Origin of the sequence: Rhodococcus zopfii NBRC 100606 = JCM 9919 (genome assembly GCF_001895025.1) — a bacterium.
Taxonomy (GTDB): Bacteria; Actinomycetota; Actinomycetes; order Mycobacteriales; family Mycobacteriaceae; genus Rhodococcus; species Rhodococcus zopfii.
In genome coordinates this window covers 20,551-44,391 of sequence record NZ_BCXI01000049.1, presented here as the reverse complement: position 1 = coordinate 44,391, position 23,841 = coordinate 20,551, and the positions used below count along the sequence as shown (strand labels likewise).

The window sequence follows — 23,841 nt, the reverse complement described above, 5'->3', positions numbered from 1 at the left end:
CTAGTGCTCTTCGGCGTGCAGCGCGAGGTCGATGTACACCGCGGTCAGCAGCGAGAAGATGTACGCCTGCAGCACGATCACCAGCAGTTCGAAGAAGGTGAAGGCGACGCCACCGATCAGCGAGCCGATACCGAAGAGCTTCATCGCGCCCTCGGACGAGAAGAAGAAGAACTGGGTGGCACTGAAGAACAGCACCAGCATGATGTGGCCGGCGAGCATGTTGGCCATGAGACGGATGGTGAGCGTGAACGGCCGCAGGATGAACGTCGACACGAACTCGATCGGGATCACGAGCAGGTGGAGCGCCGGCGGCAGGTTCGGGATGACGATGCTGCTCTTGACGTAGCGGAAGAAGCCGTACTTCTTGATGCCGACGTAGTTGAAGACCACGTATGCGAGAGCAGCCAGCACGATCGGCATGCCGATGCGGGCATTCGACGAGATGTTCAGGAACGGGATGATCGAGGTCAGGTTCAGGCCGACGACCAAGAAGAAGATCGTGACGAGAACCGGCAGGAATCGGCGGCCCTGTTCCTTGCCGAGGATGTCCTCGGCGATGTTGATCCGCACGAAGTCGATCATGATCTCCGCGACGTTCTGCACGCCGCGCGGGACGATCTTCGGGCTGCGCAGGGCGATTGCGAAGAACGCCGCGACGAGGACAGCGACGACGACGCGGATGAGCATCAGCCGGTCCATTTCGAAGGGGGTGCCCTCGAACAGAACTGCTGGTGGAAAGAAATCGGCTAGTGACGGCGCGTGGAATTCTCCGGCTGCCAAGGTGGTGACGCTCAGCGCTCTCTCCCGTAGTCGGCCGCAGGCATTGCCGTCTGCGGTTCGATCGGACATTGACGATCCAACAAGTCGACAAGGTCGGCTCGCGTATTCGCCAGCTGCTGTGGGCGGTCGAAGCGGCCCCGCGTCTGTCGGTGTCGGCGACTCTCGTCGACTCGGCGGCCATTTGAACACGACCGCCTGCAAAGATACAACCGCGCGGACCCCATCGGGCTACCGGCCGGTCGCAACTCGCTTGGGCGTTACCCTATCAATACATCTACGACAACGCGTAGGGGGGTGCAGGCGCGGCAGGTAATTGACAAGCGCAACCACTACCGCTCGTTCCTCTCCGCATCGTCCGAATCGGGCACCACGTACAGCGCCCGCTGCGATACCACCCCGTATGTTTCCGCGCCCAGAACGATCACCAGGGCGAACACGATCGTCAGGACCAGCGCGCCCTTGCTGTAGAAGTCCAGCGGCTTGAGCAGGGCCATCACCACGATCGCCAGGATCAGCTTGAGCAGCCACGTGCCCAGTAGCACGGCCCCCGCGGTCATCGCGGGCAGTCGCGAGGTGAGCAGCACCCCGAGCGCCGTGAACAGGATGAAGCCGCCACCGACGGCCGCACCGATCAAGGCGCCCCACAGACCCGGCATCCCCGCGACCAGCACGGAGATCACCGCGGACACGACCGTCAGGGCGAGCAGCCCGAGCACGCCGTACCGGACGGCGGCACGCATCGGCGCCGAGGGGTCGGGCAGGGCGGGAAGGGGCTGTGCAGGCTGGTCGGAAGACGTCACGGGTACCAAGCCTAACCGACCTTGCCGTCGTCCCCGCCGGCCCCGCGAGCCTCGGTGTCATCGCCGCCGTGGGCCTCGGTATCACCGTCCGCGCGTGGCGCGTCGTCCGCACGACGCAGCGATGGCACCGCGGTGACGACCAGCGCAAACACCAGTCCTGCGGCGGTGAGCAGCACCACCGCGCGACGGTCGATGAGTGCCGACCCGACCGCACCGAACGCCAGAACGCCGACCCACAGGTAGATCAGCAGCACGACGCGCCGGTGCGAGTGACCGATCTGCAGCAGCCGGTGGTGCAGGTGCATCTTGTCCGGGCTGAACGGGCTGACGCCGGCCCGGGTTCGCCGCACGATCGCGAGCAGCAGGTCCAGGATCGGGATGAACATGACGGCGCCGACCAGGAGCAACGGTGACAGCAGACCGAGCAGGTCGCGGGTACCGTACGCCGCCAAGGGGATCCGACCCGAAGCGCTCGTCGACACCGCAGCGAGCATGAGTCCGATGAGCATCGATCCGGAGTCGCCCATGAAGATCCGCGCCGGCTGGAAGTTGTGCGGCAGGAAGCCCAGGCAGGCTCCGGCGAGGGCCGCAGCGATCAGCGCCGGCGGGTAGGCGCTGACGTCGCCGCCCTGATCGTGCAGCAGCCCGACGGAGAACAGGCAGATCGCGACGGCCGCGATGAGCCCGATGCCCGCGGCGAGACCGTCGAGGCCGTCGACGAAGTTCATCGCGTTGATCATCACTGCCGCGACCGCGACGGTGATCAAACCGCCCTGTAACTGGTCCAGGACGAGGGTGTTGCCGCTGAACGGATCGAAGATGACGATCCAGCTCACCCCCATCACCGCGAGCACCCCCGCCGCGGTGACCTGGCCGACGAACTTCGTCAGCGCATCCAGGCCCCAACGGTCGTCGATGATGCCGACGACAACGATGATCGACCCGGCCACGAGCGCCGCGCCCATGTCGGGTGTGTATTCGAAACCCCGCGTCAACGCGGGCAACTGGTGCGCGAAGACCAGGCCGGCGACGAGCCCGAGATACATGCCGACACCGCCGAGCCGTGGCGTCGGAACCACATGGACGTCGCGTTCGCGGGGTGCCGCGACCGCGCCGAAACGAATCGCGGCGATCCGGATGAGCCCGGTCGCCAGGAACGTCACGACCGCGGCGGTGAGCAGCACCAGCAACAGCTCTCGGAGGGGCACGCCGGCGCCTCGGCCCGACTGGGCCAGCACCAGGGCGGTGTCGACGGATGTCACCTGCGCAGGTCCCTGCCCGTCACTCCCCGCCGGGGCGCAGACGGTCCGGGTCCTCGCCCAGCACCTCCGCGATGGCCTCGACCGACACGGCCCCCTCGCGGAGGATGCGCGGGCGGTCGGATGTCATGTCGACGATGGTCGAGGCGAGCGCGTGCTCCGACGGGCCGCCGTCCAGGTAGACGCTCACCGACGCACCCAACTGTCGGCGGGCGTCGTCGACGACGGCGGCGGGTGGCTGACCGGAGACGTTCGCGCTCGAAACGGCGAGCGGTCCGACCTCGCGTAGCAGTTCGAGGATCACCGGGTGCAGCGGCATCCGCAGCATCACGGTGCCGCGGGTGTCACCCAGGTCCCACGCCAGCGACGGAGCCTGGTGCACGACCAGGCTGAGTCCGCCCGGCCAGAATGCCCGGATGAGCTCGCGAGCCTCGGGACGGACGGTGTTGACCAGTCCGTCGATCGTGTTCCACGAACCGACCAGCACGGGGACCGGCATGTCCCTTCCGCGACCCTTCGCGCGCAGCAGACTCGCCACCGCTTCGCTGTCGAAGGCATCGGCCGCCACGCCGTAGACGGTGTCGGTCGGCACCACGACGAGCCTGCCGGCCTTCAGGGCACCTCGTGCCGCGTTGAGACCTGCTGTTCGGGAATCTGGCTGACTGCAGTCGTAGACGGTGCTCACGCAACCATCCTTCCATCCGGTATGGCGTGCCCGACGTCACGCCCGTCCTGTGTCATCGGACGCACGCCCCGAGCGGTGTCACTGCGCGTCCGCCCCGGTCTCCCGGGGAGCACGTGCCCGTTGCGCTTCGACATCCGTGGGCACACGCAGAGCGACGACGAATCGTGGGCGTCCCGCCAGATCGGGGTGTTCGGCGACCTCACCGAACACGCGGCGCTGGGAGAACAGTCCCGCGGTCTGAGCGCCGTTGGTGTCGTCGTGTTCGACGGCGACGGCACCACCGATGCGCAGCCAGCGCGCGATGTTGGAGACCATCGGCTTGATCACGGACAACCCGTCGGGACCCCCGAACAGCGCGGAGTGCGGGTCGTGGTCGATGACCTCGGGGTCGAGTTCGGCGCCCTCGGGAATGTAGGGCGGGTTCGCGACGATCACGTCGACGCCGCCTTCGAGTTCGGAGAGCAGATCGCGGTCGGTGACGTCACCCTGGTGCAGCACGATGGGAGTGTCGCCCTGCGACGCCCGATGCTCGGCGTTTCGCCGGGCCCACGCGAGGGCCTTGGGTTCGAGTTCGACCGCGTGGACGACCGCGTCCGGCCGGGCGTGCGCGATGGCCAGGGCCAGCGCCCCGGAACCGGTGCACAGGTCGAGCACGACCGGGGATCGCCGCGGGTAGCCCTCGAGGAACGCGAGCGCCCAACCGAGCAGCAGTTCCGTCTCGGGGCGCGGCACGAACACCCCGGGGCCGACGGCGAGGTCGATCTCCCCCATCGCCGAGGTCCCGGTGATGTACTGCAACGGGATTCGCTTGGCGCGCTGGGCAATCATCGCCCGGTACGCGTCGATCATCGCGGGGTCGACCAGCGGCACCAGCCCCAGCCTGGTTCGTTCGATTCCCAGCAGGTGAGCGGCGAGCAGTTCGGCGTCCGCGCGCGGGCTCGGCACACCCGCTTCCTCGAGCACCGACACCGCCTCGATGATGGCCAGGCGCAGGGGTTGACGAGTCACGGCGTACAGACTGCCATGCCGGTCACGAACGGAGAACGGATAGGTCACGGTCGGCACGCGGGTGACCGCTCGTCGATAGCGTCGGGCCGTCCGGGGAACTACGAAAGGGAGTGCCATGACGAAGTCCACCACGGCCCTGCGTGCCACGATCGCAGTGGCGTTCGCCGGTGCCGCGACGGTCGCAGCATCAGGCGTCGCGACCGCATCACCCATCGACCTTCAGCCCACTCCGCTGCTCTGCGCAGCTGGGATCGCCCCGCTTCAGTCGGTGACCCACACCGAGCAGGAGGCAGTGGAGGCCGAGGAACTTCTCTACGTCGTGAACCAGCAGGGCGGCGCGGGCGGAACGATCAACTGGTTCAACCTCACCAACGGGAGCTCGGGGAACGCCTCGTTCAGCCCTGCGGAAGGCTGGCACAACATCCCGGTCGCGCTCGTCGAGCCCGAAGCCGGAACCGTCGTGTCGGTGGTGTGGGGTCCGTACAAGAACGCTGCGGACGAGAACTGCTTCCTGCTGCCCGGCCTGGACCTCGCCGAGGTTCCGGGCGAGCCGGGCGATCCTGACTGACGCGAACCCGGTGAGCGGGCGGAGCAGCTCGGCCGCCGCGGATCACTCCGCTGCGAGCCGGGCCTCTCTGTCGGCCGCGCCGAGTGCGTCGAGCAGAGCGTCGAGGTCGCCGTCCAGCACCGCATCGAGATTGTGGGATTTGAAACCGATGCGGTGATCGGTGATGCGGTTCTCGGGGAAGTTGTAGGTGCGGATCCGCTCGGACCGGTCGACGGTGCGCACCTGGCTGGCGCGGCCTGCGGATGCCTCGGCATCGGCGGCCTCTTCCGCGGCGGCCTGCAGCCGCGCGGCGAGGACCTGCATAGCGCGCGCCTTGTTCTGCAGCTGCGACCGCTCGTTCTGGCAGGTCACGACGATCCCGGTGGGCAAGTGGGTGATGCGCACGGCAGAGTCGGTGGTGTTGACACCCTGACCGCCCTTGCCCGACGAGCGGTACACGTCGATCCGCAGATCACCCTCGTCGATCTGCACTTCCTCGACCTCGTCCGGCTCCGGGTAGATGAACACACCGGCTGCGGACGTGTGGACCCGGCCCTGCGACTCGGTGACCGGCACCCGCTGCACGCGGTGCACGCCGCCCTCGAACTTCAACCGCGACCACACCCCGTCGCGCACGTCGGTCTTCGACTTGATCGACAGCGTGACGTCCTTGAATCCGCCGAGATCGGAATAGGTGGCGCCGAGGACCTCGACACGCCAGCCGGCACGTTCGGCGAAGCGGGTGTACATGCGCGCCAGATCCGACGCGAACAGGGCGGATTCCTCGCCGCCCTCCCCCGACTTCACTTCGAGGACGACGTCGTCGCCGTCGTGGGGGTCGCGCGGCGCGAGCAGGTCGGTGAGCACCTTCTCGAGCTCGGCGACGGTCTCCTCGAGCCCGGGGATCTCCGCGGCGAACGCGGCATCGTCGGACGCCAGCTCGCGGGCGGCCTCGAGATCTTCGCGGGCCGCCTTCAGTTTCGTGTAGGTCGCCATGACAGGAGCAAGCTCGGCGAACCGCTTGCCGACACGCCGCGCCGCCGCCGGGTCGTTGTGTAACGCCGGATCCGACAACTGCTGTTCCAGACCCGCGTGTTCGGCCAGGATGTCGTCGACGGCCGACGGCTTGGTCTGCCCCGCCATGGGTTTGCTCCACTCTGTCTCTGTCGTGCAGTTCGCGAGTCGGTCGCGCGCGAACGGAAAAGCCTGTGAAAACACCGACGCCCGGTCTGTGGCGAAGACAGAACCGGGCGTCGGCAGGGCAGCTAGCTGTCGGCAGCGGCCTTCTTCGGAGCGCGCTTGCCGTAGCGGGCCTCGAAGCGGGCAACGCGTCCGCCGGTGTCGAGGATCTTCTGCTTGCCCGTGTAGAACGGGTGGCACTGCGAGCAAACTTCGACCGTGATGCGGCCGGACTCGCTGGTGCTGCGCGTCTCGAACGTGTTTCCGCAACCGCAGACGACGGTGGTCGCCTGGTAGTTCGGGTGGATTCCTGCCTTCATGGTGTCCCTTTCGATGGCCGCCGGGTCGCCTTCGCGGATCGAAGACGTGAACCGGGACCGGACTCAGCCGTTCGATTATGCCAAACGCCGGCCCGGGGAAAAAATTCCCCGGGCCGCGCTTCTAGTCCTCGAGTGCCCCGGGGGCGGTCTTCGTGACCTGGAGGAGGAACTCGACGTTGCTCTTGGACTTCTTGAGCCGGTCGATGAGCAGATCGATCGCCTGGTGCGAATCGAGTCCGGAGAGCACGCGGCGCAGCTTGTGCACGACCGCGAACTCGTCGGGGCTCATGAGCAGCTCGTCCTTGCGGGTACCCGACGGATTGACGTCCACCGCCGGGAACACGCGACGCTCGGCGATCTTGCGGTCGAGCTTGAGCTCGGCGTTGCCGGTGCCCTTGAACTCTTCGAAGATCACGGTGTCGCCGGTCGAACCGGTCTCCACCATCGCGGTCGCGATGATCGTGAGCGAGCCACCGTTCTCGATGTTGCGGGCAGCACCCAGGAACCGCTTCGGCGGGTACAGCGCGGTCGAGTCGACACCACCGGACAGGATGCGTCCCGACGCCGGCGAGCTGTTGTTGTACGCGCGCCCCAGACGGGTGATCGAGTCGAGCAGCACCACGACGTCGCGGCCGGCCTCGACGAGACGCTTGGCCCGCTCGATGGCGAGCTCGGCGACCGACGTGTGATCTGACGGCGGGCGGTCGAACGTCGAGGCGATGACCTCGCCCTTCACCGAACGCTGCATGTCGGTGACTTCTTCGGGGCGCTCGTCGACCAGCACAACCATGAGGTAGCACTCGGGGTTGTTCGTCGAAATCGCGTTCGCGATGTCCTGCAGCACCGTGGTCTTACCGGCCTTCGGCGGCGAGACGATGAGCGCGCGCTGGCCCTTGCCGATCGGCATGATCAGGTCGATCACACGAGTGGTGAGGATATTCGGCGTGGTCTCGAGGCGCAGCCGCTGGTTCGGGTACAGCGGGGTGAGCTTGTTGAACTCGGGGCGACGCTTCGCCGCCTCGACGTCACCGCCGTTGACCGTGTCCAGACGCACCAGCGGGTTGAACTTCTGCCGCTGATTGCTCTGCTCGCCCTCGCGCGGAACCCGGACGGCACCGGTGATGGCATCACCGCGGCGCAGACCGTTCTTGCGCACCATGTTCATCGACACGTACACGTCGTTGGGGCCGGCGAGGTAGCCGGAGGTCCGCACGAACGCGTAGTTGTCGAGGACGTCGAGAATGCCGGCGACCGGCTGCAGGACGTCGTCCTCGCGGATCTCGGGCTCGCGGGCATCGGTGCCGCCGGCCTCGCCGCGATCGCGTCCACGACGGCGCTCACGGAAACGACGACCCCGGCGACCGCGGCCGCCTTCCTCGTCGTCGCCACCGCGGTTGTCGCGGTTGTCCTGGCGCGGGCCCTGGCCACGATCCTCACGCTGGGTGCGATCACCCTGCTCGCGCTGAGCGCGCTGGCGGCCGTCGCCCTCACCCTTGTCGTCGCCACGCCCATCGCCGCGTCCACCCTGCTCGGCGACCGGGGACTCGGTCTTCTGACCGTGGTCGCCACCCTGCTCGGCGGCCTGGTCGACACCACGGCGGCCGCGACGCTGACGGCCGCGACGAGGAGATTCGCCGTCGCCGTCGTCTTGAGGACGCTCGCCGGCCTCGGCCTTCGACCGCTCGGGAGCCTCGGTCTTCGACTGGGCAGCTTCGGTCTTCGGCTGCTCGGCAGACTCGACCTTCGACTGCTCGTCGGCGTCTGCCGGTGCGGCCGTGCGCGTCCGGCGGGTCCGCGCGGGTCGCGTGGTCTCGGCGGCGGGTTCCTCGTCGGAAGCCGCCTTCTTGCTCGCTGCGGCCGGAGCGCTCGACGCGCCCCCGCCCTGGCGATCCTTGATCGCAGCGATCAGGTCGCCCTTGCGCATCCCGGAGGTGCCCTTGATGCCGAGTTCGGACGCAAGGGTCCGCAGCTCGGCGAGCACCATGCCCGAGAGGCCGGCGCCGCGACGCCCGGCGGCGCGCGGCGAAGAGGTCTGCGAAGAATCGTCCGCCTGCTCCCCCGCGGATGACCCCGGGGCGTCGAGAACAGGCGTAGCGATCAGATCCGTATCGGTCACGGAGATCCTTTCCTTCCCTCACTCGCGCCACGCAGAGTCGAGGGTTCGTTCCCACAGATCAGTTCGTGCACCGATCCGGGATTTGCCGTACATGTTCACGGAATCGAACGGTCGGCACGTCCGCTATCACGCCATCCCCCGGCAGTTGCAGTCCCTTGACCCCTCGAGACGAGGACATGTGAGGATCGGTCCAGGATCTGGCGCTCCGATGGAGCTGGAGACAATACCCTGAAGAAGCCGACGGCTGAAACGCACGACGTGCGGACAAACCACAGGATAGCGACGAACTGTACGTTGAGCAAGAACACCCTCCTACAAGGTGTGTTCCGGCTCGTCGCCAAGCCCGGTTTCAGCTCACCTCGACGCCGCCGGCGACCTCGAGTTCGAGGACCGCCAGGTCGTCCGCCTCCGCCGCGGCACGCAGCTCGGCGGGGAACGGCTCGGTCGTCAGTGCCAGCACCGTGGGTCCGGCTCCGGACACCGTCGCGGCGATTCCGGCCTCGCGCAGCACCGCGACCCACTTGGTCGTGAGCGGCAGGGCCGGGGCCCTCTGCCCCTGGTGCAGCATGTCCTCGGTCGCGGGCATCAGCAGGTCGGGACGCTGGGTCAGCGCGACCACCGCCAGCGCGGCACGGCTGACGTTGAACGACGCGTCACGATGCGGCACGAGATCCGGCAGCAACCCGCGTGTGTGCGCGGTCGACGAGCGGACCGCCGGGACGAGCACCACGACCTTGATCGCCGGGTCGACCGGCAGCGTCACGGCCCGGTAGGCACGCTGCTCGGCGTCGACCCCCGCTTCACTCCACGACACGACGACACCGCCGAGCACGCTCGCCGACGCGTTGTCCGGGTGCCCTTCGAACTCGGACGACAGCTGCACGAGCTGCGTGTCGTCGAGTGCCCGCTCCGGCGCCACCTTGCGCACCAGTCCGTTGGCTGCAGCGAGTCCGCCGACGACGGCGGATGCGGACGACCCGAGTCCCCGCGAATGCGGAATGACGTTGCGGCACACGATGTCCAGACCATCCGCCCACACACCCGCGGCTTCGAGACCACGCTCGACGGCACGCACCACCAGGTGCGTGGGACCCCACGGCACCTCCTCGGCTCCCTCCCCTTCGACGCGGACGTCGAGACCGGATCCGGTTGTCGTGACGGTGATCTCGTCGTACAACCCGAGAGCGAGACCGAGCGAGTCGAAACCGGGTCCCAGGTTCGCGCTCGACGCGGGAACCCGGGCCGTCACCGAGATCCCTACCGGCAGAGTCTGCGTCATGTCGTGATTCCCAACAGCGTGATTCCCAACAGAGGAGGGCGAAGCGGTCACTGTGCTGCTCGAGCCCTAGACCAACTCGAGTGCCGAGGCCACAGCAACCGGGTCGACCGGGATCGGCTGCACCACGGGAACGTCGCGCAACGCGGTGTCCGGGTCCTTGAGCCCGTTGCCGGTGACGGTGCACACGACCCGCAGGCCGCGCGGCAGCCAGCCCTCCTTGCTTGCGGCGAGCAGACCCGCGATCGACGCGGCGGAGGCCGGCTCGACGAAGATCGACTCGGACTTCGCGAGCAGGTGGTACGCCTCGAGGATCTCGTCGTCGGTGGCTGCGCGGAACGCGCCGCCCGACTCCTCCTTCGCCGTGACCGCACCGTGCCACGAAGCGGGGGCACCGATCCGGATGGCCGTGGCGATCGTTTCCGGATCCTTGACCGGGTGCCCCAGCACGAGCGGGGCCGCACCGGCGGCCTGCACACCGAGCATGCGCGGACGGCGGGTGCTCACGCCGTCGGCGAAGTACTCGGAGTAGCCCTTCCAGTACGCCGTGATGTTGCCCGCGTTGCCCACCGGGAGCACGTGCACGTCGGGAGCGTCACCGAGGGCGTCGACGATCTCGAACGCAGCGGTCTTCTGGCCCTCGATGCGGACCGGGTTGACGGAGTTGACCAGTCCGATCGTCGGGAACTCGGCGGTTGTCTTGCGAGCCAACTCGAGGCAGTCGTCGAAGTTTCCTTCGACCTGCACGATCGTCGCACCGTGCATGACGGCCTGGGCGAGCTTGCCCATGGCGATCTTGCCCTGCGGCACGAGCACCGCGCAGCCGATGCCGGCGCGGGACGCGTACGCGGCGGCCGACGCGGAGGTGTTGCCGGTGGATGCACACAGCACCGCCTGCTTGCCGGTCGCCAACGCCTCGGTGACGGCCATCGTCATACCCCGGTCCTTGAAGGAGCCGGTGGGGTTGAGGCCCTCGACCTTGACGTGGACGTCGCAGCCGGTGATCTCGGAGAGGCGGGGAGCCGGCAGCAGCGGCGTAGCACCCTCGCGCAGCGTCACCGTCTTCCAGCCTTCACCGATCGGCAGTCGAGAGCGGTACGCCTCGATCAGGCCCGGCCACGGCGTGTGCACGGGGGTGGTGTTCTTCTCGGCCGCGCTCATTCGGCGGATCCCTCCAGTCTCAGGACACTGGTCACAGCAGTTACGGATTCGAGCTCGTCGAGTGCTGCGACCGTACTCGACAACGCTTCGTCGGTGGCGCGGTGCGTGAGCACCACCAGGCGTGCACCGTTCCCGGCGCCTTCCTGGCGCACGGCGGAGATGCTGACCCCACGTTTGGCGAACTCGGCGGCCACGGCGGAGAGCACACCTGCCCGGTCTGCGACCTGCAGGTTCACGTAATAGCGCGTCACGATCTCGCTCATCGGCGCGATCTCGAGATCCGCGTACTTCGATTCGCGCGGACCGCGACCGCCCTGCACGCGGTTGCGCGCGGCCATCACGAGGTCGCCCATCACCGCGGACGCGGTGGGGGCGCCCCCGGCACCCTGGCCGTAGAACATCAGCCGACCCGAGGCCTCGGCTTCGACGACCACGGCGTTGAACGCGCCGGACACACTCGCGAGCGGATGCTCCCGCGGCACCAGTGCCGGGTAGACCCGCGCCGAGACCTTGTCCTTGCCGTCGTCGGTGGTGATGCGCTCACAGATCGCGAGGAGCTTGACGTTGCAGTTCAGCGCGCGAGCGGACGTGAGATCGGCGGCACTGATCTTCGAGATGCCCTCGCGGTACACGTCGCCGGCGGTGACGCGGGTGTGAAACGCGATGGATGCGAGGATGGCGGCCTTGGAAGCGGCGTCGAAGCCCTCGACGTCCGCGGTCGGGTCGGCCTCGGCGTACCCGAGCCGGCCTGCCTCGGCGAGCGCCTCGGCGTAGTCGGCTCCGGTCTCGTCCATCGCCGACAGGATGTAGTTGGTGGTGCCGTTGACGATGCCGATCACGCGGTTGACGCGGTCGCCTGCCAGGGACTGCGTCAACGGGCGGATCACCGGGATCGCACCGGCGACGGCGGCCTCGAAGTACAGGTCGACGTGCTTGGCCTCGGCGGCCTCCGCCAGTTCACCGGTGTACTCGGCCAGCAGCGCCTTGTTGGCGGTGACCACGGACTTGCCGGCGTCGAGCGCGGCGCGCACCAGCTTGCGGGGCAGGTCGATGCCGCCGATGACCTCGACGACGATGTCGACGTCGTCGCGGGCGATCAGGGATTCCGCGTCGGTGGTGAGGAGCTCGACCGGGATACCGCGGTCCTCCGAGACGGTGCGCACCGCCACGCCGCGCAGCTCGAGCGGCGCACCGATGCGGGCCTCGAGATCGGTCGCGTCGTCCCGGATGATGCGGACGACCTCGGCGCCGACGGTGCCGTGGCCGAGCACCGCCACGCCGACTGGCCGCGGCGCCTGACTGGTCCCCGATTCGGTCGTCACTCCGTAACCTCCAAGCTCAGCAGATCTTCCACGGTTTCCCGACGCAGGACGACGCGGGAAACGCCGGCCTCGACCGCCACGACGGCGGGACGGGGCAGCAGGTTGTACCTGCTGGACATCGAATAGCAGTATGCACCGGTCGCGGCGACGGCCAGCAAATCACCGGCCGCCACGTCACCGGGCATCCAGGTGTCGCGGATCACGATGTCACCGCTCTCACAGTGCTTGCCGACGACCCGTGCGACGACCGGTTCCGCGTCGCTGACGCGGGAGACCAGCCGGGATTCGTATTCGGCCTGGTACAGGGAGGTACGGATGTTGTCGCTCATGCCGCCGTCGACGCTGATGTAGCGGCGGCTGTGACCCGCGGCGACCGCGACGTCCTTGATCGTGCCGACCTCGTAGAGGGTGATCGTGCCCGGTCCGGCGATGGCCCGGCCCGGCTCGACCGCCAGGGTCGGGGTGGGCAGCCCCACCCGTGCGGATTCGGTCCGCACGATGTCGCGGAGCTTCGCGGCGAGTTCGTCGACCGGCGGCGGGTCGTCGCTGGGCACGTACGAGATCCCGAGACCACCGCCGAGGTCGACGATGTTCAGCTGGGAGGTCTTGTCCACGCCGAACTCGGCGACGATGTCGCGGAGCAGGCCGATCACCCGGTGCGCGGCCAGTTCGAAGCCGTCGACGTCGAAGATCTGCGAGCCGATGTGGCTGTGCAGGCCCACCAGCCGCAGGTTGGCGGTCTCGAACACGCGGCGCACGGCAGCCATCGCGACGCCCCCGGCGAGCGAGAGACCGAACTTCTGATCCTCGTGCGCGGTGGAGATGAACTCGTGGGTGTGCGCCTCGACACCGACGGTGACGCGGATCAGCACGTCCTGGACGACACCGGCTTCCCCGGCGACCGCGTCGAGCCGATCGATCTCGGCCATCGAGTCGAGCACGATGTGCCCGACGCCGGCCGCGACCGCGGTGCGCAGTTCCGCGACGGACTTGTTGTTGCCGTGCATCGCGATCTTCTCGGCGGGGAACCCGGCGTGCAGCGCGACCGCGAGTTCACCGCCGGACGCGACGTCGAGGCACAGCCCCTCCTGATGCACCCAGCGGGCGATCTCCGTGCACAGGAACGCCTTGGACGCGTAGTGCACCTTCGCTTCGGGGCCGAAAGCCGCGGCGATCTCGCGGCACCGGGACCGGAAGTCCGCTTCGTCGATCACGAACAGCGGGGTGCCGTACTTCTCGGCGAGTTCGGTGACCGGGACCCCCGCGATGCGCACGACACCGTCGTCGCCCCGCGTCGTGCCGCGCGGCCACACCTGCCGGTGCAGCGCGTTCAGTTCGTCGGTGGTGGCGGGACGCTCGGGCAGCCCTGGTGCGTGCGGGATCTCGGCGTGCCGGGGACCGGCAGGATGCGCGTTCACATCCGCTCCGGGGCGCTGACACCGAGCAGGCCGAGGCCGTTGGCGAGAACCTGGCGTGCCGCCGCGCACAGTGCGAGCCGCGCGGTGTGCAGATCGCCGGGCTCCTCGTCGCCCTGCGGGAGGATGCGGCACGCGTCGTAGAACCGGTGGTAGGTGCCGGCGAGTTCCTCGAGGTAGCGCGCTACCCGGTGCGGTTCGCGTAGTTCCGCGGCCTTCGCGACGACACGCGGGTACTCGCCGATCGTGCGGATCAGGTCGCCTTCGCGGTCGTGGGTGAGCAGTGCGAGGTTCGCACCCTCGCCGCTGAGGCCCAGGTCGGCGGCGTTGCGCGCGATCGACGACAGACGGGCGTGCGCGTACTGCACGTAGTAGACCGGGTTCTCGTTGCCGGCCGACGTCCACAGTTCGAGGTCGATGTCGATGCTCTGGTCGACCGACGAACGCACGAGTGCGTAGCGGGCCGCGTCCACGCCGATCGCCTCGACGAGGTCGTCGAGGGTGATGACGGTGCCGGCGCGCTTGCTCATCTTCACGGCCTGCCCGTCGCGGACGAGGTTGACCATCTGGCCGATCATGACCTCGACGGTGTCGGGGTCGTCGCCGAACGCGGCGGCGGCGGCTTTGAGGCGGCCGATGTAGCCGTGGTGGTCGGCGCCGAGCATGTAGATGCACAGGTCGAAGCCGCGCGAGCGCTTGTCCTGGAAGTAGGCGATGTCGCCGGCGATGTAGGCGGCGTTGCCGTCGGACTTGATGACGACGCGGTCCTTGTCGTCGCCGAAGTCGGTGCTCTTGAGCCACCACGCGCCGTCGGCGCTGTACAGGTTGCCGGAGCTCTTGAGCGTCTCGACGGCCTTGTCGACCGCACCGGACTCGAACAGCGAGTTCTCGTGGAAGTACACGTCGAAGTCGACGCCGAATTCGTGCAGCGTGCGCTTGATGTGCGCGAACATCAGGTCGACGCCGATGGACCGGAACGTTTCGTGCCGGTCGGCCTCGGGCAGCTCGAGCGCGCCGGGCGCCTGCTTCTGGACCTCGGCGGCGATGTCGAGGATGTAGTCGCCGGCGTAGCCGTCCTCGGGGGCCGGTTCGCCCTTGGCGGCGGCGATCAGCGAGCGTGTGAAACGGTCGATCTGCGCGCCGTGGTCGTTGAAGTAGTACTCGCGGGTGACCGCGGCGCCCTGCGTCGACAGGATCCGGCCGAGCGCGTCGCCGACGGCGGCCCAGCGGGTGCCGCCGAGGTGGATCGGGCCGGTCGGGTTCGCCGACACGAACTCGAGGTTGATCTTGCGTCCGGCGAGCGCGTCGGCGTTGCCGTACGCCGTGAGCTCGGTGAGCACCTTCGCGACGATCGCACCCTGCGCATCGGCGGCGAGTCGGATGTTGAGGAAGCCCGGTCCCGCGACGTCGGCGGAGTCGATACCGTCCGCGGCGGTGAGAGCTTCGGCGAGCCAGGTTGCGAGCTCGCGCGGGTTCACACCGGCCTTCTTCGCGACCTGCATCGCCACGTTGGTCGCATAGTCGCCGTGCTCCGGGTTCCGGGGCCGCTCGACGGTGAGGGTCTCGGGCAGGACGGACACGTCGAGGTCACGCTCGGCGAGCACCCTCGCAGCGGTTCCGTGGAGCAATTCGGCAAGGTCGGCAGGAGTCACAGGAGTTCATCCTATTGGCTGGGCCCGACGCGCACCGACGGTGCCCCGCATGAGCACGCCCGTACAGTTGTGGGGACCTGCGGCCGTGGGGGCCGCGGCCTCGTTGTCCATTCGATCGAAAGAGCAACCAGCGATGCCCAGCGGTTCGGTTAACGGTGGCTCCGGCAAGAAGCCCGGGGCCAAGTCCGCGAAGGCCATCTCGGCCGCCGCGAAGAAGAGCGGCGGGGGCCGCGGCCTTCCCAAGCAGCGTCAGATCCCGTGGATGGTGATCGGCGGCGTCGCGGTCGTCGCCGTGCTGATCGCAGTGATCGCGGTGAGCATCGTCCCGAAGTACCAGGGTCAGCAGCAGCTGGCGGCGTGGACGCCGTCCGAGTCGAATCAGGATCCGTCGACCGCGCTCGAGGGCATCGTCACAGTCGACTATCCCGCCGGGCAGCACATCGATTCGACGCAACGCGTCGCCTACGACCGGACCCCGCCGTTCGGTGGCCCGCACGACGCGATCTGGGCCACGTGCACGGGCACCGTCTATCCCGAAGCGATCCGCACGGAGAACGCGGTGCATTCGCTCGAGCACGGTGCGGTGTGGATCACCTACAATCCGGATCTCGTCGACGCCGCGGGAATCGACACGCTCACCGCGAAGGTCGACGGCAAGTCCTACACCATGATGTCCCCGTACCCGGGCCAGACCTCGCCGATCTCGCTGCAGTCCTGGGGTCATCAGCTCGCGGTCGATTCCGCCGGCGACGAGCGGATCGACCAGTTCATCGCCTCGCTGCGCCAGAACAGGTACGTGTACCCGGAGGTCGGTGCGAGCTGCGCGACGATCCCAGGCTCGTACGATCCGGCGAATCCGCCGCCGTTCGATCCGTCGGATCCCGGCGCGAACGCCGTGGCGATGGACGGCGGAACCCTCGACGCCTCCGAGGTGCAGACCGACATGCAGGCTCCGGCGGGGAGCGGACGATGAGTGACGTCGGCGTTGTGCAGGAGCAGGCGGCCCGCGGCGCGGGTCAGGGGCGGATACTGGTGGTGCTCGGACTGATCGCCGCGCTCGCGGTCGGTTTCCTGATCGGTTTCCTGATTCCCCGCGGGGATGCGCAGGAGGTTCCGGCGGCCGATTCCGTGGATGTGGGTTTCTCCCAGGACATGAGCGTGCACCACAACCAGGCGATCGAAATGGCCACGATCGCCCTGACCGGGTCGACGGATCAGCGGGTGCAGAATCTGGCGTACGACATTCTCACCACGCAGCAGAACCAGGTCGGTCAGATGCAGGGCTGGCTGTCGCTGTGGGACCGGGCGCCGCTGCCCACCGGCGAGTACATGATGTGGATGAGCGACGACGCCGAGCACATGCACGGCGAACATGCCGCGGGCCACGGTTCGGCCGGCGGGTCGGCTCCGATGCCGGGCATGGCGACCTCGCAGGAGCTGGCGGCGTTGCGGGCCGCGTCGGGTCCGGAACTCGATGTGCTGTTCCTGCAGTTGATGCTGCGGCACCACGAAGGCGGGCTGCCGATGATGGGGTATGGAGCCGAGCACGGCGAGACCCCCGCGGTGCGGACGCTGGCGCAGACGATGGTCGACACGCAGACGGGCGAATCGCAGTTGATAGCCTCGATGCTCGCCGAGCGCGGCGCGCAGCCACTGCCGATGAATTGACGCGATCCGGGCCGAAAAACCGCTGCTGACCAGGCGATGTGGCGTATGGGCAACAATGCGCTAGGCTAACTCCGCACCGCCGGTCAGCCGGTGGGCCCGGATTGCCCTCGTAGCTCAGGGGATAGAGCGCTTGCCTCCGGAGCAAGAAGTCGCAGGTTCGAATCCTGCCGAGGGCACCACAAACACCAGGCCCCGCTTCGTATTCGAAGCGGGGCCTGGTGTTTTCGGCTGCCGGCTCTCGGTGCGGACTCCTCCGCTACCCGGCGGGGGTGGTGAGCGGTCCCATGTCGAAGTAGTCCCGCCACGCGGCGATCTTCCCGTCGACCACCTCGAACGACCCCATGACGGGCAGTTCGATCGTGCGCCCATTCATCGTGAACACGTCGGTGCGTTCGTTGAGGACGACGTTGCCGTTCGCGACCTGCCGGTGGATGCGGAAGTCGATGCCGCCGAACGCGGCGACGAACCCGGTGACGAACTCCTCGATCGCGGCGCGGCCGTGGACCGCCTCCATCGGAATGTTGTGGTAGACGGCGTCGTCGGTGAAGTACGCGGCGAGCGTGGCCGGGTCCGGTTCTGCCCAGGCGGCGCAGAACTCGGTGACGAGCTGTTCGGGTGTCATCGCTGTCCTCTCGGATTCACACGCGGACGAACCGCGCCGGGTCGGTCCCGGGGACGCGGCGGGCGCGTCCCCGCTCGATGAGGTGACGGATGTGCGCCGAGCCTTCGGACATGGCCATCTGCTTGCCGCGCGGCGGGGTTTCGTGCCACGGCCGGTACCACGTCATGCGTTCGGTGGCCTGCCACAACGTCAGCTCCTCGTCCCCGAATGAATCGTAGAGGTCGTCGAGGCGGCGTTCGTGATGTTCGACGAGCGCTTCGGTCCGGGCGGCGAGGTCGTCGATGGGTTGCCGGTGCGCGGGCAGGGTGCGCCGGGCGGGCAGGGCCGCGACGGCGCGCAGCGAGTCGAGGAACTCCCCCAGCGCGTCGCGTTCGGCGACGGGGAAGTCGAATTCGCCGATGTGCGGGGTGGTCTTGGCGAGCACGTGGTCGCCGCTGAAGAGGATGCCGTGTTCCTCGATGTAGAAGCAGGCGTGGCCGGGGGTGTGGCCGGGGGTGAACACGGTGCGCAGGGTGCGTCCGGCGAGCGGGATCACCTCGTCGGTCTTCAGGATCCGGTCCGGCTGCTCGTCCGGGACACCGTCGCGGTCGCGGCCGGCGGCGAGGAATTCGTCGATCTGCTCGGCGGGCGCTCCGGCCTTGATCCACTGGTCGAGTTCCCGGTTCGTCCAGTCGTGGCCGGCCATCATGTGCCCGAGCTGCTCGAAGTCTGCTTCGTGCATGCCGACCCAGCATCCGGATGCTTCACGGATGCGGCCGGTGAGACCGACGTGGTCGGGATGGAAGTGGGTGACGACCACCCCCTCGACGTCGGTCACCGACAGCCCGGCGGAAGCGAGCCCGGATTGCAGCGCATTCCAGGAGGTGTCGTTGTTCCAGCCCACGTCCACGAGGATCACGCCGCGTGGGGACTCGATCGCGTAGACCTGGGTGTCGCCGACCGGCAGGTCCGAGACGGGAACGGGGATCGCGTGGATGCCGTCCCCGATGTCCCGGGCTTCGTTGAACTGTTCCATATTTGCCGCCTCCGAAATCTGCACTACTGCATCTTCTCCTCGACGCTAGCGCAAAGGGTTCAACTATTCCCCCCATGAGGCTCGATTATCGCGAGAATCGAACGGATCTCCCCCGCCGGGATGTCGAAGTGCTCGGTGACCGACACCGTCAGGTCGGCACCGCGGCCGGCGTCGATGTCCAGCAGGAAACGCGCCACGACGTCGTTGCCCCACTCGTGGAACGTCAGGTCCCGGACACGGCGGATCGGCAGATACTCCGGGCCGTGCTCGAGCCGTTCCCGGATCTCGGCGCCGGTGTCGCCGGTGCGCTGCCCGTTCTCCACCCGCCAGGCGTCCGCGGCCAGGCGCACGTGCGACGCGTCGTGGCTGATCAGCGATCGGATGTAGACGCGGGCCATCGCGACCCGTGGGCTGTCCGTCGGCGCGGTCGCGTGCTCGGCGACCGCCGCCATGAGCGTCGGCGCCCAGTCCGGCCGGCAGATCACCAGATCCGGCAGGTACGGGTGGGGGCGGTTGTATTCGAGCGCGGTGCCGTCGATCCGCGCGCAGAACAACCCGGCGGCCCGCGCGACGGCGACCGGCGCCGCCGAGTCCCACTCCCACTGGCCGCCGGCGTGAACGTACGCGTCGACCTCCCCACGCAGGACGGCCATGGCCTTCGCGCCGGCCGAGCCCATGGGCACGAGGTCGGCGCCCACGGCGCGGGCCACGTCGCCGACGAACTCGGGCGGCCGACTGCCGCTGATCACGATGCGGGGCCGGCCGTCACCGAGCGGGCGCCGCTCGACGACCGGTGTGTCGTCCGTGCTGTAGACGGCGCCCAGGCCGGGTTGGGCGACCGCGCCGGCGGTCAGGCCGCGGCCGGCCTCCCACAGCGCCACGTGCACCGCCCAGTCGGTGTGGCCGAGCATCCCGTATTCCTTGGATCCGTCGAGCGGGTCGATGATCCAGACCCGGTCGGCGTCGACGCGGGCCGGGTCGTCCGCGGACTCCTCGGAGAGCACGGCATCACCGGGACGGTGCTCGGCGAGCAGGCCCAGGATGAGAACATTGGCGTCGTGGTCGCCGCGACGGCCGAGTTCGCGCCCGCTCAGGGCATCGGCCTCGGTGGCCCGCACAGTCAGCAACAGTTCGCCTGCGGCCGAGGCGATCTCGGCGGCCAGAGCAGCATCGTCCGTCATGAGGTCAACACTTCCATGATCCGGGCGGCCTGCGCGACCGGGTCGCCGTCGGACGGGCGGAGCACCAGGTCCGGGCTCCGCGGCGGCTCGTACGGGTCGTCGACGCCGGTGAATCCGGTGATCTCCCCCGCACGGGCACGGGCATACATGCCCTTGGGATCGCGAGCCTCGCAGTCGGCGAGCGGGGTGTCGACGAACACCTCGACGAACGGGATGCCGGCGTCCGCGTGCTGCTGCCGGATTCGGTCGCGGTCGGCGCGGTAGGGACTGATCAGCGAGCAGATCGCGACCAGGCCCGCGTCGGCCATCAACTGGGCGACCGCACCGACGCGGCGCACGTTTTCGGCGCGGTCCTCGGGCCCGAAGCCGAGGTCGGCGTTGAGGCCGTGGCGCAGATTGTCGCCGTCCAGACGATAGGCGGGAACACCCGCCGCGAGCAGGCGACGTTCGAGTTCCGCAGCGATCGTGGACTTTCCGGATGCGGACAGGCCGGTGAGCCATACCGTCCTGCCCGTGGTGACCCGATCCGCGCGGGCGACCTCACCGGGATGCCACACGGCGCGTGTCTCGGCAAGGGTGGGCCCGGTGATCATGCCGGCGGCGACGGTGTTGCCGGTGACCTCGTCGACGAGGATGAAGCTGCCGGTGGTGCGGTTGCGCCGATACGGGTCGAACAACAGCGGCTGCTGGGTGCGCAGCTGCACTCGCCCGATCTCGTTGAGACCCAGCGTCGTCGCGGCCTCGTCGCGGTGCAGGGAGTTGACGTCGAGCCGGTAGTCGAGCCGCACGGCGCGCGCGTGGACCGCCTTCGTGGTGTGCAGCAGGGTATAGCGGGCGTCCGGGTCGAGGTTCGAGCGTTCCGTGAGCCAGCAGACCATCGCGTCGATCTCGGTGCCGACGAGCGGCCGGTTGTTCGGCCGGCACAGCATGTCGCCGCGGCCGATGTCGCGTTCGTCCTCGAGTTCGACACACACGGCGACGTCGGCGAATGCCTGGTCGAGCGGTTCGCCGCCGGGACCCCAGAGGCGCTTGACCCGGGTGCCGAATCCGGACGGCAGTGCGACGACCTCGTCGCCGGGCTTGAACACCCCGCTGGCGACGGTGCCCGCGTAGCCCCGGAAGTCGCCGTCGGGACGGATGACGTACTGGACGGGCATGCGCGCGTCGATGAGGTTGTGGTCGGAACCGATGTGCACCTGTTCGAGGTGATGCAGCAGCGACGTCCCCTCGTACCAGGGCATGTTCATGGTGCGACCGACGACGTTGTCGCCCTGCAGCGCCGAGATCGGCACGAAGCTCAGATCGTGTATCTCCAATTTCGCTGCGAATCGCCGGAATTCGTCGCAGATCTCGTCGAAGCGGTCCTGTGACCAGTCCACCAGGTCCATCTTGTTCACGCACAGCACCAGGTGCGGTACGCCGAGCAGGCTCGACAGGAACGCGTGCCGCCGGGTCTGCTCGAGGATTCCCTTGCGGGCGTCGACGAGGATCAACGCGAGGTCGGCGGTCGAGGCGCCGGTGACCATGTTGCGGGTGTACTGCTCGTGGCCGGGGGTATCGGCGATGACGAAGCTGCGGTGCGGCGTCGCGAAGTAGCGGTACGCGACGTCGATGGTGATGCCCTGTTCCCGTTCGGCCCGGAGACCGTCGGTGAGCAGCGCCAGATCGGTGTGCTCTGCGCCGCGGGCCCGGCTCGTGCGGGCGACGGCGTCGAGCTGATCCTCGAAGACGGCCTTGGAATCGAACAGCAGCCGACCGATCAGCGTGGATTTTCCGTCGTCGACGCTGCCGGCGGTCGCGATGCGCACCATGCGGGACATCAGAAGTACCCCTCCTTCTTGCGGTCTTCCATGCCCGCCTCGGAGATTCGGTCGTCGGCGCGGGTGGCGCCGCGTTCGGTGACGCGGCTGGCGGCGACCTCGGTGACGACCTCGTCGGCGGTGACCGCGGTGGATTCGACGCAACCGGTGCAGGTGGCGTCGCCGACGGTGCGGAACCGCACGAGCGCCTCCCGCGTTTGCTCCCCGGCCTGCAAGGTCAGGAATCTGGTGTGCGCGAGCAACATTCCGTCGCGTTCGACGACGGGCCTGCGGTGCGCATAGTACAGCGACGGCAGGGCCACCTTCTCGTCGCGCAGGTACGACCAGATGTCGAGTTCGGTCCAGTTCGACAGCGGGAACACCCGGATGTGTTCACCCTTACGGTGCCGCCCGTTGTACAGGTGCCACAGTTCGGGCCGCTGCGCCTTCGGGTCCCACTGCCCGAACTCGTCGCGGAAGCTGAAGATGCGCTCCTTGGCGCGGGCCTTCTCCTCGTCGCGGCGGGCCCCACCGAAGACCGCGTCGAAGCCGCCTTCGCGCAGGGCACGCAGCAGGGTGCCGGTCTGCAGCCGGTTGCGGCTGGCATGCGGACCGGTGTCCTCGACGGCACGGCCGGCGTCGATGTCGTCCTGCACGGAGGCGACGATCAGGCGCAGGCCGAGCCTGCCGACGGCCCGGTCACGGAACTCGATGAGCTCGTCGAAGTTGTGGCCGGTGTCGATGTGCAGCACCGGAAACGGCAGCGGCGCCGGCCAGAAGGCCTTGGCCGCGAGGTGGAGCATCACGACCGAATCCTTACCGCCGGAGAAGAGCAGCACCGGCCGTTCGAAGGTCGCGGCGACCTCCCGGAAAATGTGCACGGATTCGGCTTCGAGCGCGCCCAGGGGCGACAACTCGTAGGACGGTGGTCGAAACGGCTGTGCCGTGGTCATCGGGTACTCCCGCCCGGGGATCGTCGGTCCAAATATGTACCGAATCGGTCGAAGCTGTCTGCCGAAACGATAGAACGAGTTTCAATTCCGGGTCAACATCCGATTCCCAGGGCCCGGACCGGCGCTCAGTGCTCCGGGCGTCGGCCGCCGAGCTCCGCGGTGATCGCGTCGGCCGCCTCGACCAGGGCCGCGCCGCGCCGCGCGATCTCCGCGGCGTCGATCTCGTCCTCGACGTGCAGGACCAGAACCAGCGACTGATGCCCGTCCGGGTCGAAGGCGGGCGCGGCGATCAGGTTCACCGCGAGCGGCCGGCCGGCCGGGCCCTCCTCCGGGAACAGGACCCGCTCGCCCGGACTCGACACCAGTTCTCCGAGCAGCTCGCGCAGCTCGGGCGCCAGGTTGTGCGCGACCACCCCGGCCATGAGCGCGTACAGCCGCCGGCCGCCCGGGGTGAGCGATTCGACGAGGTAGCCGGTGCGCCGGCACTCGTCGACAACCCGCTGCAGGCGCGGCCGGTCGAGGTGTACCGGCAGGGTCGGCTCGCGACGCAGCCAGCGCTCGAGGCGCTGGTCGGTGTCCCACAGCACGTACATCAGGCCCACCGGCGGCGCGAACGGGTACACCTCCCCCACCCGGGCGGTCGCCGTCGCTCCGCGCGGACCCACGACGTCGAGCACCGCGATGCGGTCACCGACCACCGCGGAGGCCGTGCAGGCGGCGTCGAACCGGGCACTGAGCTCGGCGAGGTGCTTGTGCGCGACCGGACCGGCCGCGAAGCCGCGCTGGGCCGCGCGACCGGCGACGATCAGCGCAGGTCCGAGCCCGTAGGTCTTGCCGGCCGGATCGCGCATGAGGTAGCCCGCGTCGACGAGCGCACCGAGGATGCCGAGGCAGGTGGGTTTGCTCAGGCCGAGCTCCCGGGCGAGTTCGGACAGGCCGAACCGGACCCCGGGGTGAGCGACGAGGTGGTCGAGAACCTGTACGACCCGCTCGGTCGGCGGCGAACGACGGGCGGAACCCGCGCCGGACGCGGCTTCGTCGTCGTCCGAGATCTGCGCGGCGGTAGGACCGGGACGAACCATT

The 23,841-nt window shown here is 68.7% G+C and carries 22 protein-coding genes and 1 tRNA gene; 4 read left to right on the top strand and 19 right to left on the bottom strand.

From position 1 onward, the window contains the following. The 5 genes from atpB to prmC all read right to left on the bottom strand — a co-directional run bounded on the left by atpB (position 1) and on the right by prmC (position 4,532). Positions 1–849 (bottom strand): F0F1 ATP synthase subunit A, encoded by an 849-nt coding sequence (gene atpB / locus RZ1_RS25305; protein ID WP_171061587.1) that lies wholly within the window; start codon positions 847–849, stop codon positions 1–3. Between the two features lie 260 nt (positions 850–1,109). Beyond that, positions 1,110–1,520, bottom strand: a complete 411-nt coding sequence (locus RZ1_RS25300) for a Cg1360 family ATP-synthase-associated protein (RefSeq protein WP_072815343.1) — start codon at positions 1,518–1,520, stop codon at positions 1,110–1,112. 71 nt (positions 1,521–1,591) lie between these two features. Next, positions 1,592–2,842, bottom strand: coding sequence for an MraY family glycosyltransferase (locus tag RZ1_RS25295; protein WP_238072033.1), 1,251 nt, complete (start codon positions 2,840–2,842; stop codon positions 1,592–1,594). 19 nt (positions 2,843–2,861) lie between these two features. After that, positions 2,862–3,524 (bottom strand): L-threonylcarbamoyladenylate synthase, encoded by a 663-nt coding sequence (locus RZ1_RS25290; RefSeq protein ID WP_072815342.1) that lies wholly within the window; start codon positions 3,522–3,524, stop codon positions 2,862–2,864. Between the two features lie 78 nt (positions 3,525–3,602). Then, positions 3,603–4,532 (bottom strand): peptide chain release factor N(5)-glutamine methyltransferase, encoded by a 930-nt coding sequence (prmC, locus tag RZ1_RS25285; protein WP_072815367.1) that lies wholly within the window; start codon positions 4,530–4,532, stop codon positions 3,603–3,605. 115 nt (positions 4,533–4,647) lie between these two features. Here prmC and RZ1_RS25280 point away from each other — a divergent pair, with 115 nt between their 5' ends. After that, entirely contained in the window at positions 4,648–5,100 is a 453-nt protein-coding gene (locus tag RZ1_RS25280) for a hypothetical protein (protein ID WP_072815341.1), read from the top strand. Positions 5,101–5,142: 42 nt separating this feature from the next. Here RZ1_RS25280 and prfA read toward each other — a convergent pair whose 3' ends face one another. The 8 genes from prfA to argS form a co-directional block, all read right to left on the bottom strand. Beyond that, positions 5,143–6,222: a peptide chain release factor 1 gene (gene prfA / locus RZ1_RS25275; RefSeq protein WP_072815340.1), complete on the bottom strand. Its 1,080-nt coding sequence runs from the start codon at positions 6,220–6,222 to the stop codon at positions 5,143–5,145. A gap of 122 nt (positions 6,223–6,344) precedes the next feature. Then, positions 6,345–6,578, bottom strand: a complete 234-nt coding sequence (gene rpmE, locus RZ1_RS25270) for a 50S ribosomal protein L31 (protein ID WP_072815339.1) — start codon at positions 6,576–6,578, stop codon at positions 6,345–6,347. 121 nt (positions 6,579–6,699) lie between these two features. Beyond that, positions 6,700–8,694, bottom strand: coding sequence for a transcription termination factor Rho (rho, locus tag RZ1_RS25265; protein ID WP_072815338.1), 1,995 nt, complete (start codon positions 8,692–8,694; stop codon positions 6,700–6,702). A 349-nt stretch (positions 8,695–9,043) separates the two neighbouring features. Further along, positions 9,044–9,973, bottom strand: coding sequence for a homoserine kinase (gene thrB / locus RZ1_RS25260; RefSeq protein WP_072815337.1), 930 nt, complete (start codon positions 9,971–9,973; stop codon positions 9,044–9,046). A 66-nt stretch (positions 9,974–10,039) separates the two neighbouring features. After that, on the bottom strand, positions 10,040–11,131 hold the full coding sequence (gene thrC / locus RZ1_RS25255; RefSeq protein WP_072815336.1) for a threonine synthase: 1,092 nt from the start codon (positions 11,129–11,131) through the stop codon (positions 10,040–10,042). Then, a complete protein-coding gene (locus RZ1_RS25250) occupies positions 11,128–12,453 on the bottom strand; it encodes a homoserine dehydrogenase (RefSeq protein ID WP_072815335.1) in 1,326 nt (441 codons plus the stop codon). The genes thrC and RZ1_RS25250 overlap by 4 nt, the downstream gene beginning before the upstream one ends. Next, positions 12,450–13,871 (bottom strand): diaminopimelate decarboxylase, encoded by a 1,422-nt coding sequence (lysA, locus tag RZ1_RS25245; protein ID WP_072815334.1) that lies wholly within the window; start codon positions 13,869–13,871, stop codon positions 12,450–12,452. Before lysA ends, RZ1_RS25250 begins: the two co-directional genes overlap by 4 nt. After that, positions 13,868–15,520 (bottom strand): arginine--tRNA ligase, encoded by a 1,653-nt coding sequence (argS, locus tag RZ1_RS25240; RefSeq protein WP_072815333.1) that lies wholly within the window; start codon positions 15,518–15,520, stop codon positions 13,868–13,870. The genes lysA and argS overlap by 4 nt, the downstream gene beginning before the upstream one ends. Positions 15,521–15,653: 133 nt before the next feature. On the opposite strand from argS, the gene RZ1_RS25235 reads away from it, so the two are divergent. From RZ1_RS25235 to RZ1_RS25225, 3 genes are all read left to right on the top strand, one after another. Beyond that, positions 15,654–16,493: a thioredoxin-like domain-containing protein gene (locus RZ1_RS25235; RefSeq protein ID WP_072815332.1), complete on the top strand. Its 840-nt coding sequence runs from the start codon at positions 15,654–15,656 to the stop codon at positions 16,491–16,493. Beyond that, positions 16,490–17,188, top strand: a complete 699-nt coding sequence (locus RZ1_RS25230; RefSeq protein WP_072815330.1) for a DUF305 domain-containing protein — start codon at positions 16,490–16,492, stop codon at positions 17,186–17,188. The genes RZ1_RS25235 and RZ1_RS25230 overlap by 4 nt, the downstream gene beginning before the upstream one ends. A 103-nt stretch (positions 17,189–17,291) precedes the next feature. Continuing rightward, positions 17,292–17,367, top strand: a tRNA-Arg gene (locus tag RZ1_RS25225). Between the two features lie 77 nt (positions 17,368–17,444). On the opposite strand, the gene RZ1_RS25220 is transcribed toward RZ1_RS25225, so the two are convergent. The 6 genes from RZ1_RS25220 to RZ1_RS25195 all read right to left on the bottom strand — a co-directional run bounded on the left by RZ1_RS25220 (position 17,445) and on the right by RZ1_RS25195 (position 23,840). Further along, on the bottom strand, positions 17,445–17,810 hold the full coding sequence (locus RZ1_RS25220; protein WP_072815328.1) for an SgcJ/EcaC family oxidoreductase: 366 nt from the start codon (positions 17,808–17,810) through the stop codon (positions 17,445–17,447). Between the two features lie 16 nt (positions 17,811–17,826). Next, positions 17,827–18,825, bottom strand: a complete 999-nt coding sequence (locus RZ1_RS25215; protein ID WP_072815326.1) for an MBL fold metallo-hydrolase — start codon at positions 18,823–18,825, stop codon at positions 17,827–17,829. A 59-nt stretch (positions 18,826–18,884) separates the two neighbouring features. Then, a complete protein-coding gene (locus RZ1_RS25210; protein WP_072815324.1) occupies positions 18,885–20,006 on the bottom strand; it encodes a 3'(2'),5'-bisphosphate nucleotidase CysQ in 1,122 nt (373 codons plus the stop codon). After that, on the bottom strand, positions 20,003–21,826 hold the full coding sequence (cysC, locus tag RZ1_RS25205) for an adenylyl-sulfate kinase (RefSeq protein ID WP_072815322.1): 1,824 nt from the start codon (positions 21,824–21,826) through the stop codon (positions 20,003–20,005). Before cysC ends, RZ1_RS25210 begins: the two co-directional genes overlap by 4 nt. After that, complete coding sequence (gene cysD / locus RZ1_RS25200; RefSeq protein ID WP_072815320.1) at positions 21,826–22,758, bottom strand: sulfate adenylyltransferase subunit CysD; 933 nt, start codon at positions 22,756–22,758, stop codon at positions 21,826–21,828. The genes cysC and cysD overlap by 1 nt, the downstream gene beginning before the upstream one ends. A gap of 125 nt (positions 22,759–22,883) precedes the next feature. Further along, entirely contained in the window at positions 22,884–23,840 is a 957-nt protein-coding gene (locus RZ1_RS25195; RefSeq protein ID WP_083583910.1) for an IclR family transcriptional regulator, read from the bottom strand. Between the last annotated feature and the right edge of the window lies 1 nt (position 23,841).

Excerpts from the sequence above, each read along its gene's own strand:
- rpmE (WP_072815339.1), bottom strand. The coding sequence starts at position 6,578 with ATGAAGGCAGGAATCCACCCGAACTACCAGGCGACCACCGTCGTCTGC.
- RZ1_RS25230 (WP_072815330.1), top strand. The coding sequence starts at position 16,490 with ATGAGTGACGTCGGCGTTGTGCAGGAGCAGGCGGCCCGCGGCGCGGGT.
- cysD (WP_072815320.1), bottom strand. The coding sequence starts at position 22,758 with ATGACCACGGCACAGCCGTTTCGACCACCGTCCTACGAGTTGTCGCCC.
- thrC (WP_072815336.1), bottom strand. The coding sequence starts at position 11,131 with ATGAGCGCGGCCGAGAAGAACACCACCCCCGTGCACACGCCGTGGCCG.
- RZ1_RS25280 (WP_072815341.1), top strand. The coding sequence starts at position 4,648 with ATGACGAAGTCCACCACGGCCCTGCGTGCCACGATCGCAGTGGCGTTC.
- RZ1_RS25210 (WP_072815324.1), bottom strand. The coding sequence starts at position 20,006 with ATGACGGACGATGCTGCTCTGGCCGCCGAGATCGCCTCGGCCGCAGGC.
- prfA (WP_072815340.1), bottom strand. The coding sequence starts at position 6,222 with ATGGCGGGGCAGACCAAGCCGTCGGCCGTCGACGACATCCTGGCCGAA.
- thrB (WP_072815337.1), bottom strand. The coding sequence starts at position 9,973 with ATGACGCAGACTCTGCCGGTAGGGATCTCGGTGACGGCCCGGGTTCCC.
- RZ1_RS25215 (WP_072815326.1), bottom strand. The coding sequence starts at position 18,825 with ATGGAACAGTTCAACGAAGCCCGGGACATCGGGGACGGCATCCACGCG.
- RZ1_RS25235 (WP_072815332.1), top strand. The coding sequence starts at position 15,654 with ATGCCCAGCGGTTCGGTTAACGGTGGCTCCGGCAAGAAGCCCGGGGCC.
- RZ1_RS25220 (WP_072815328.1), bottom strand. The coding sequence starts at position 17,810 with ATGACACCCGAACAGCTCGTCACCGAGTTCTGCGCCGCCTGGGCAGAA.
- RZ1_RS25300 (WP_072815343.1), bottom strand. The coding sequence starts at position 1,520 with ATGCGTGCCGCCGTCCGGTACGGCGTGCTCGGGCTGCTCGCCCTGACG.
- atpB (WP_171061587.1), bottom strand. The coding sequence starts at position 849 with ATGTCCGATCGAACCGCAGACGGCAATGCCTGCGGCCGACTACGGGAG.
- cysC (WP_072815322.1), bottom strand. The coding sequence starts at position 21,826 with ATGTCCCGCATGGTGCGCATCGCGACCGCCGGCAGCGTCGACGACGGA.
- RZ1_RS25195 (WP_083583910.1), bottom strand. The coding sequence starts at position 23,840 with ATGGTTCGTCCCGGTCCTACCGCCGCGCAGATCTCGGACGACGACGAA.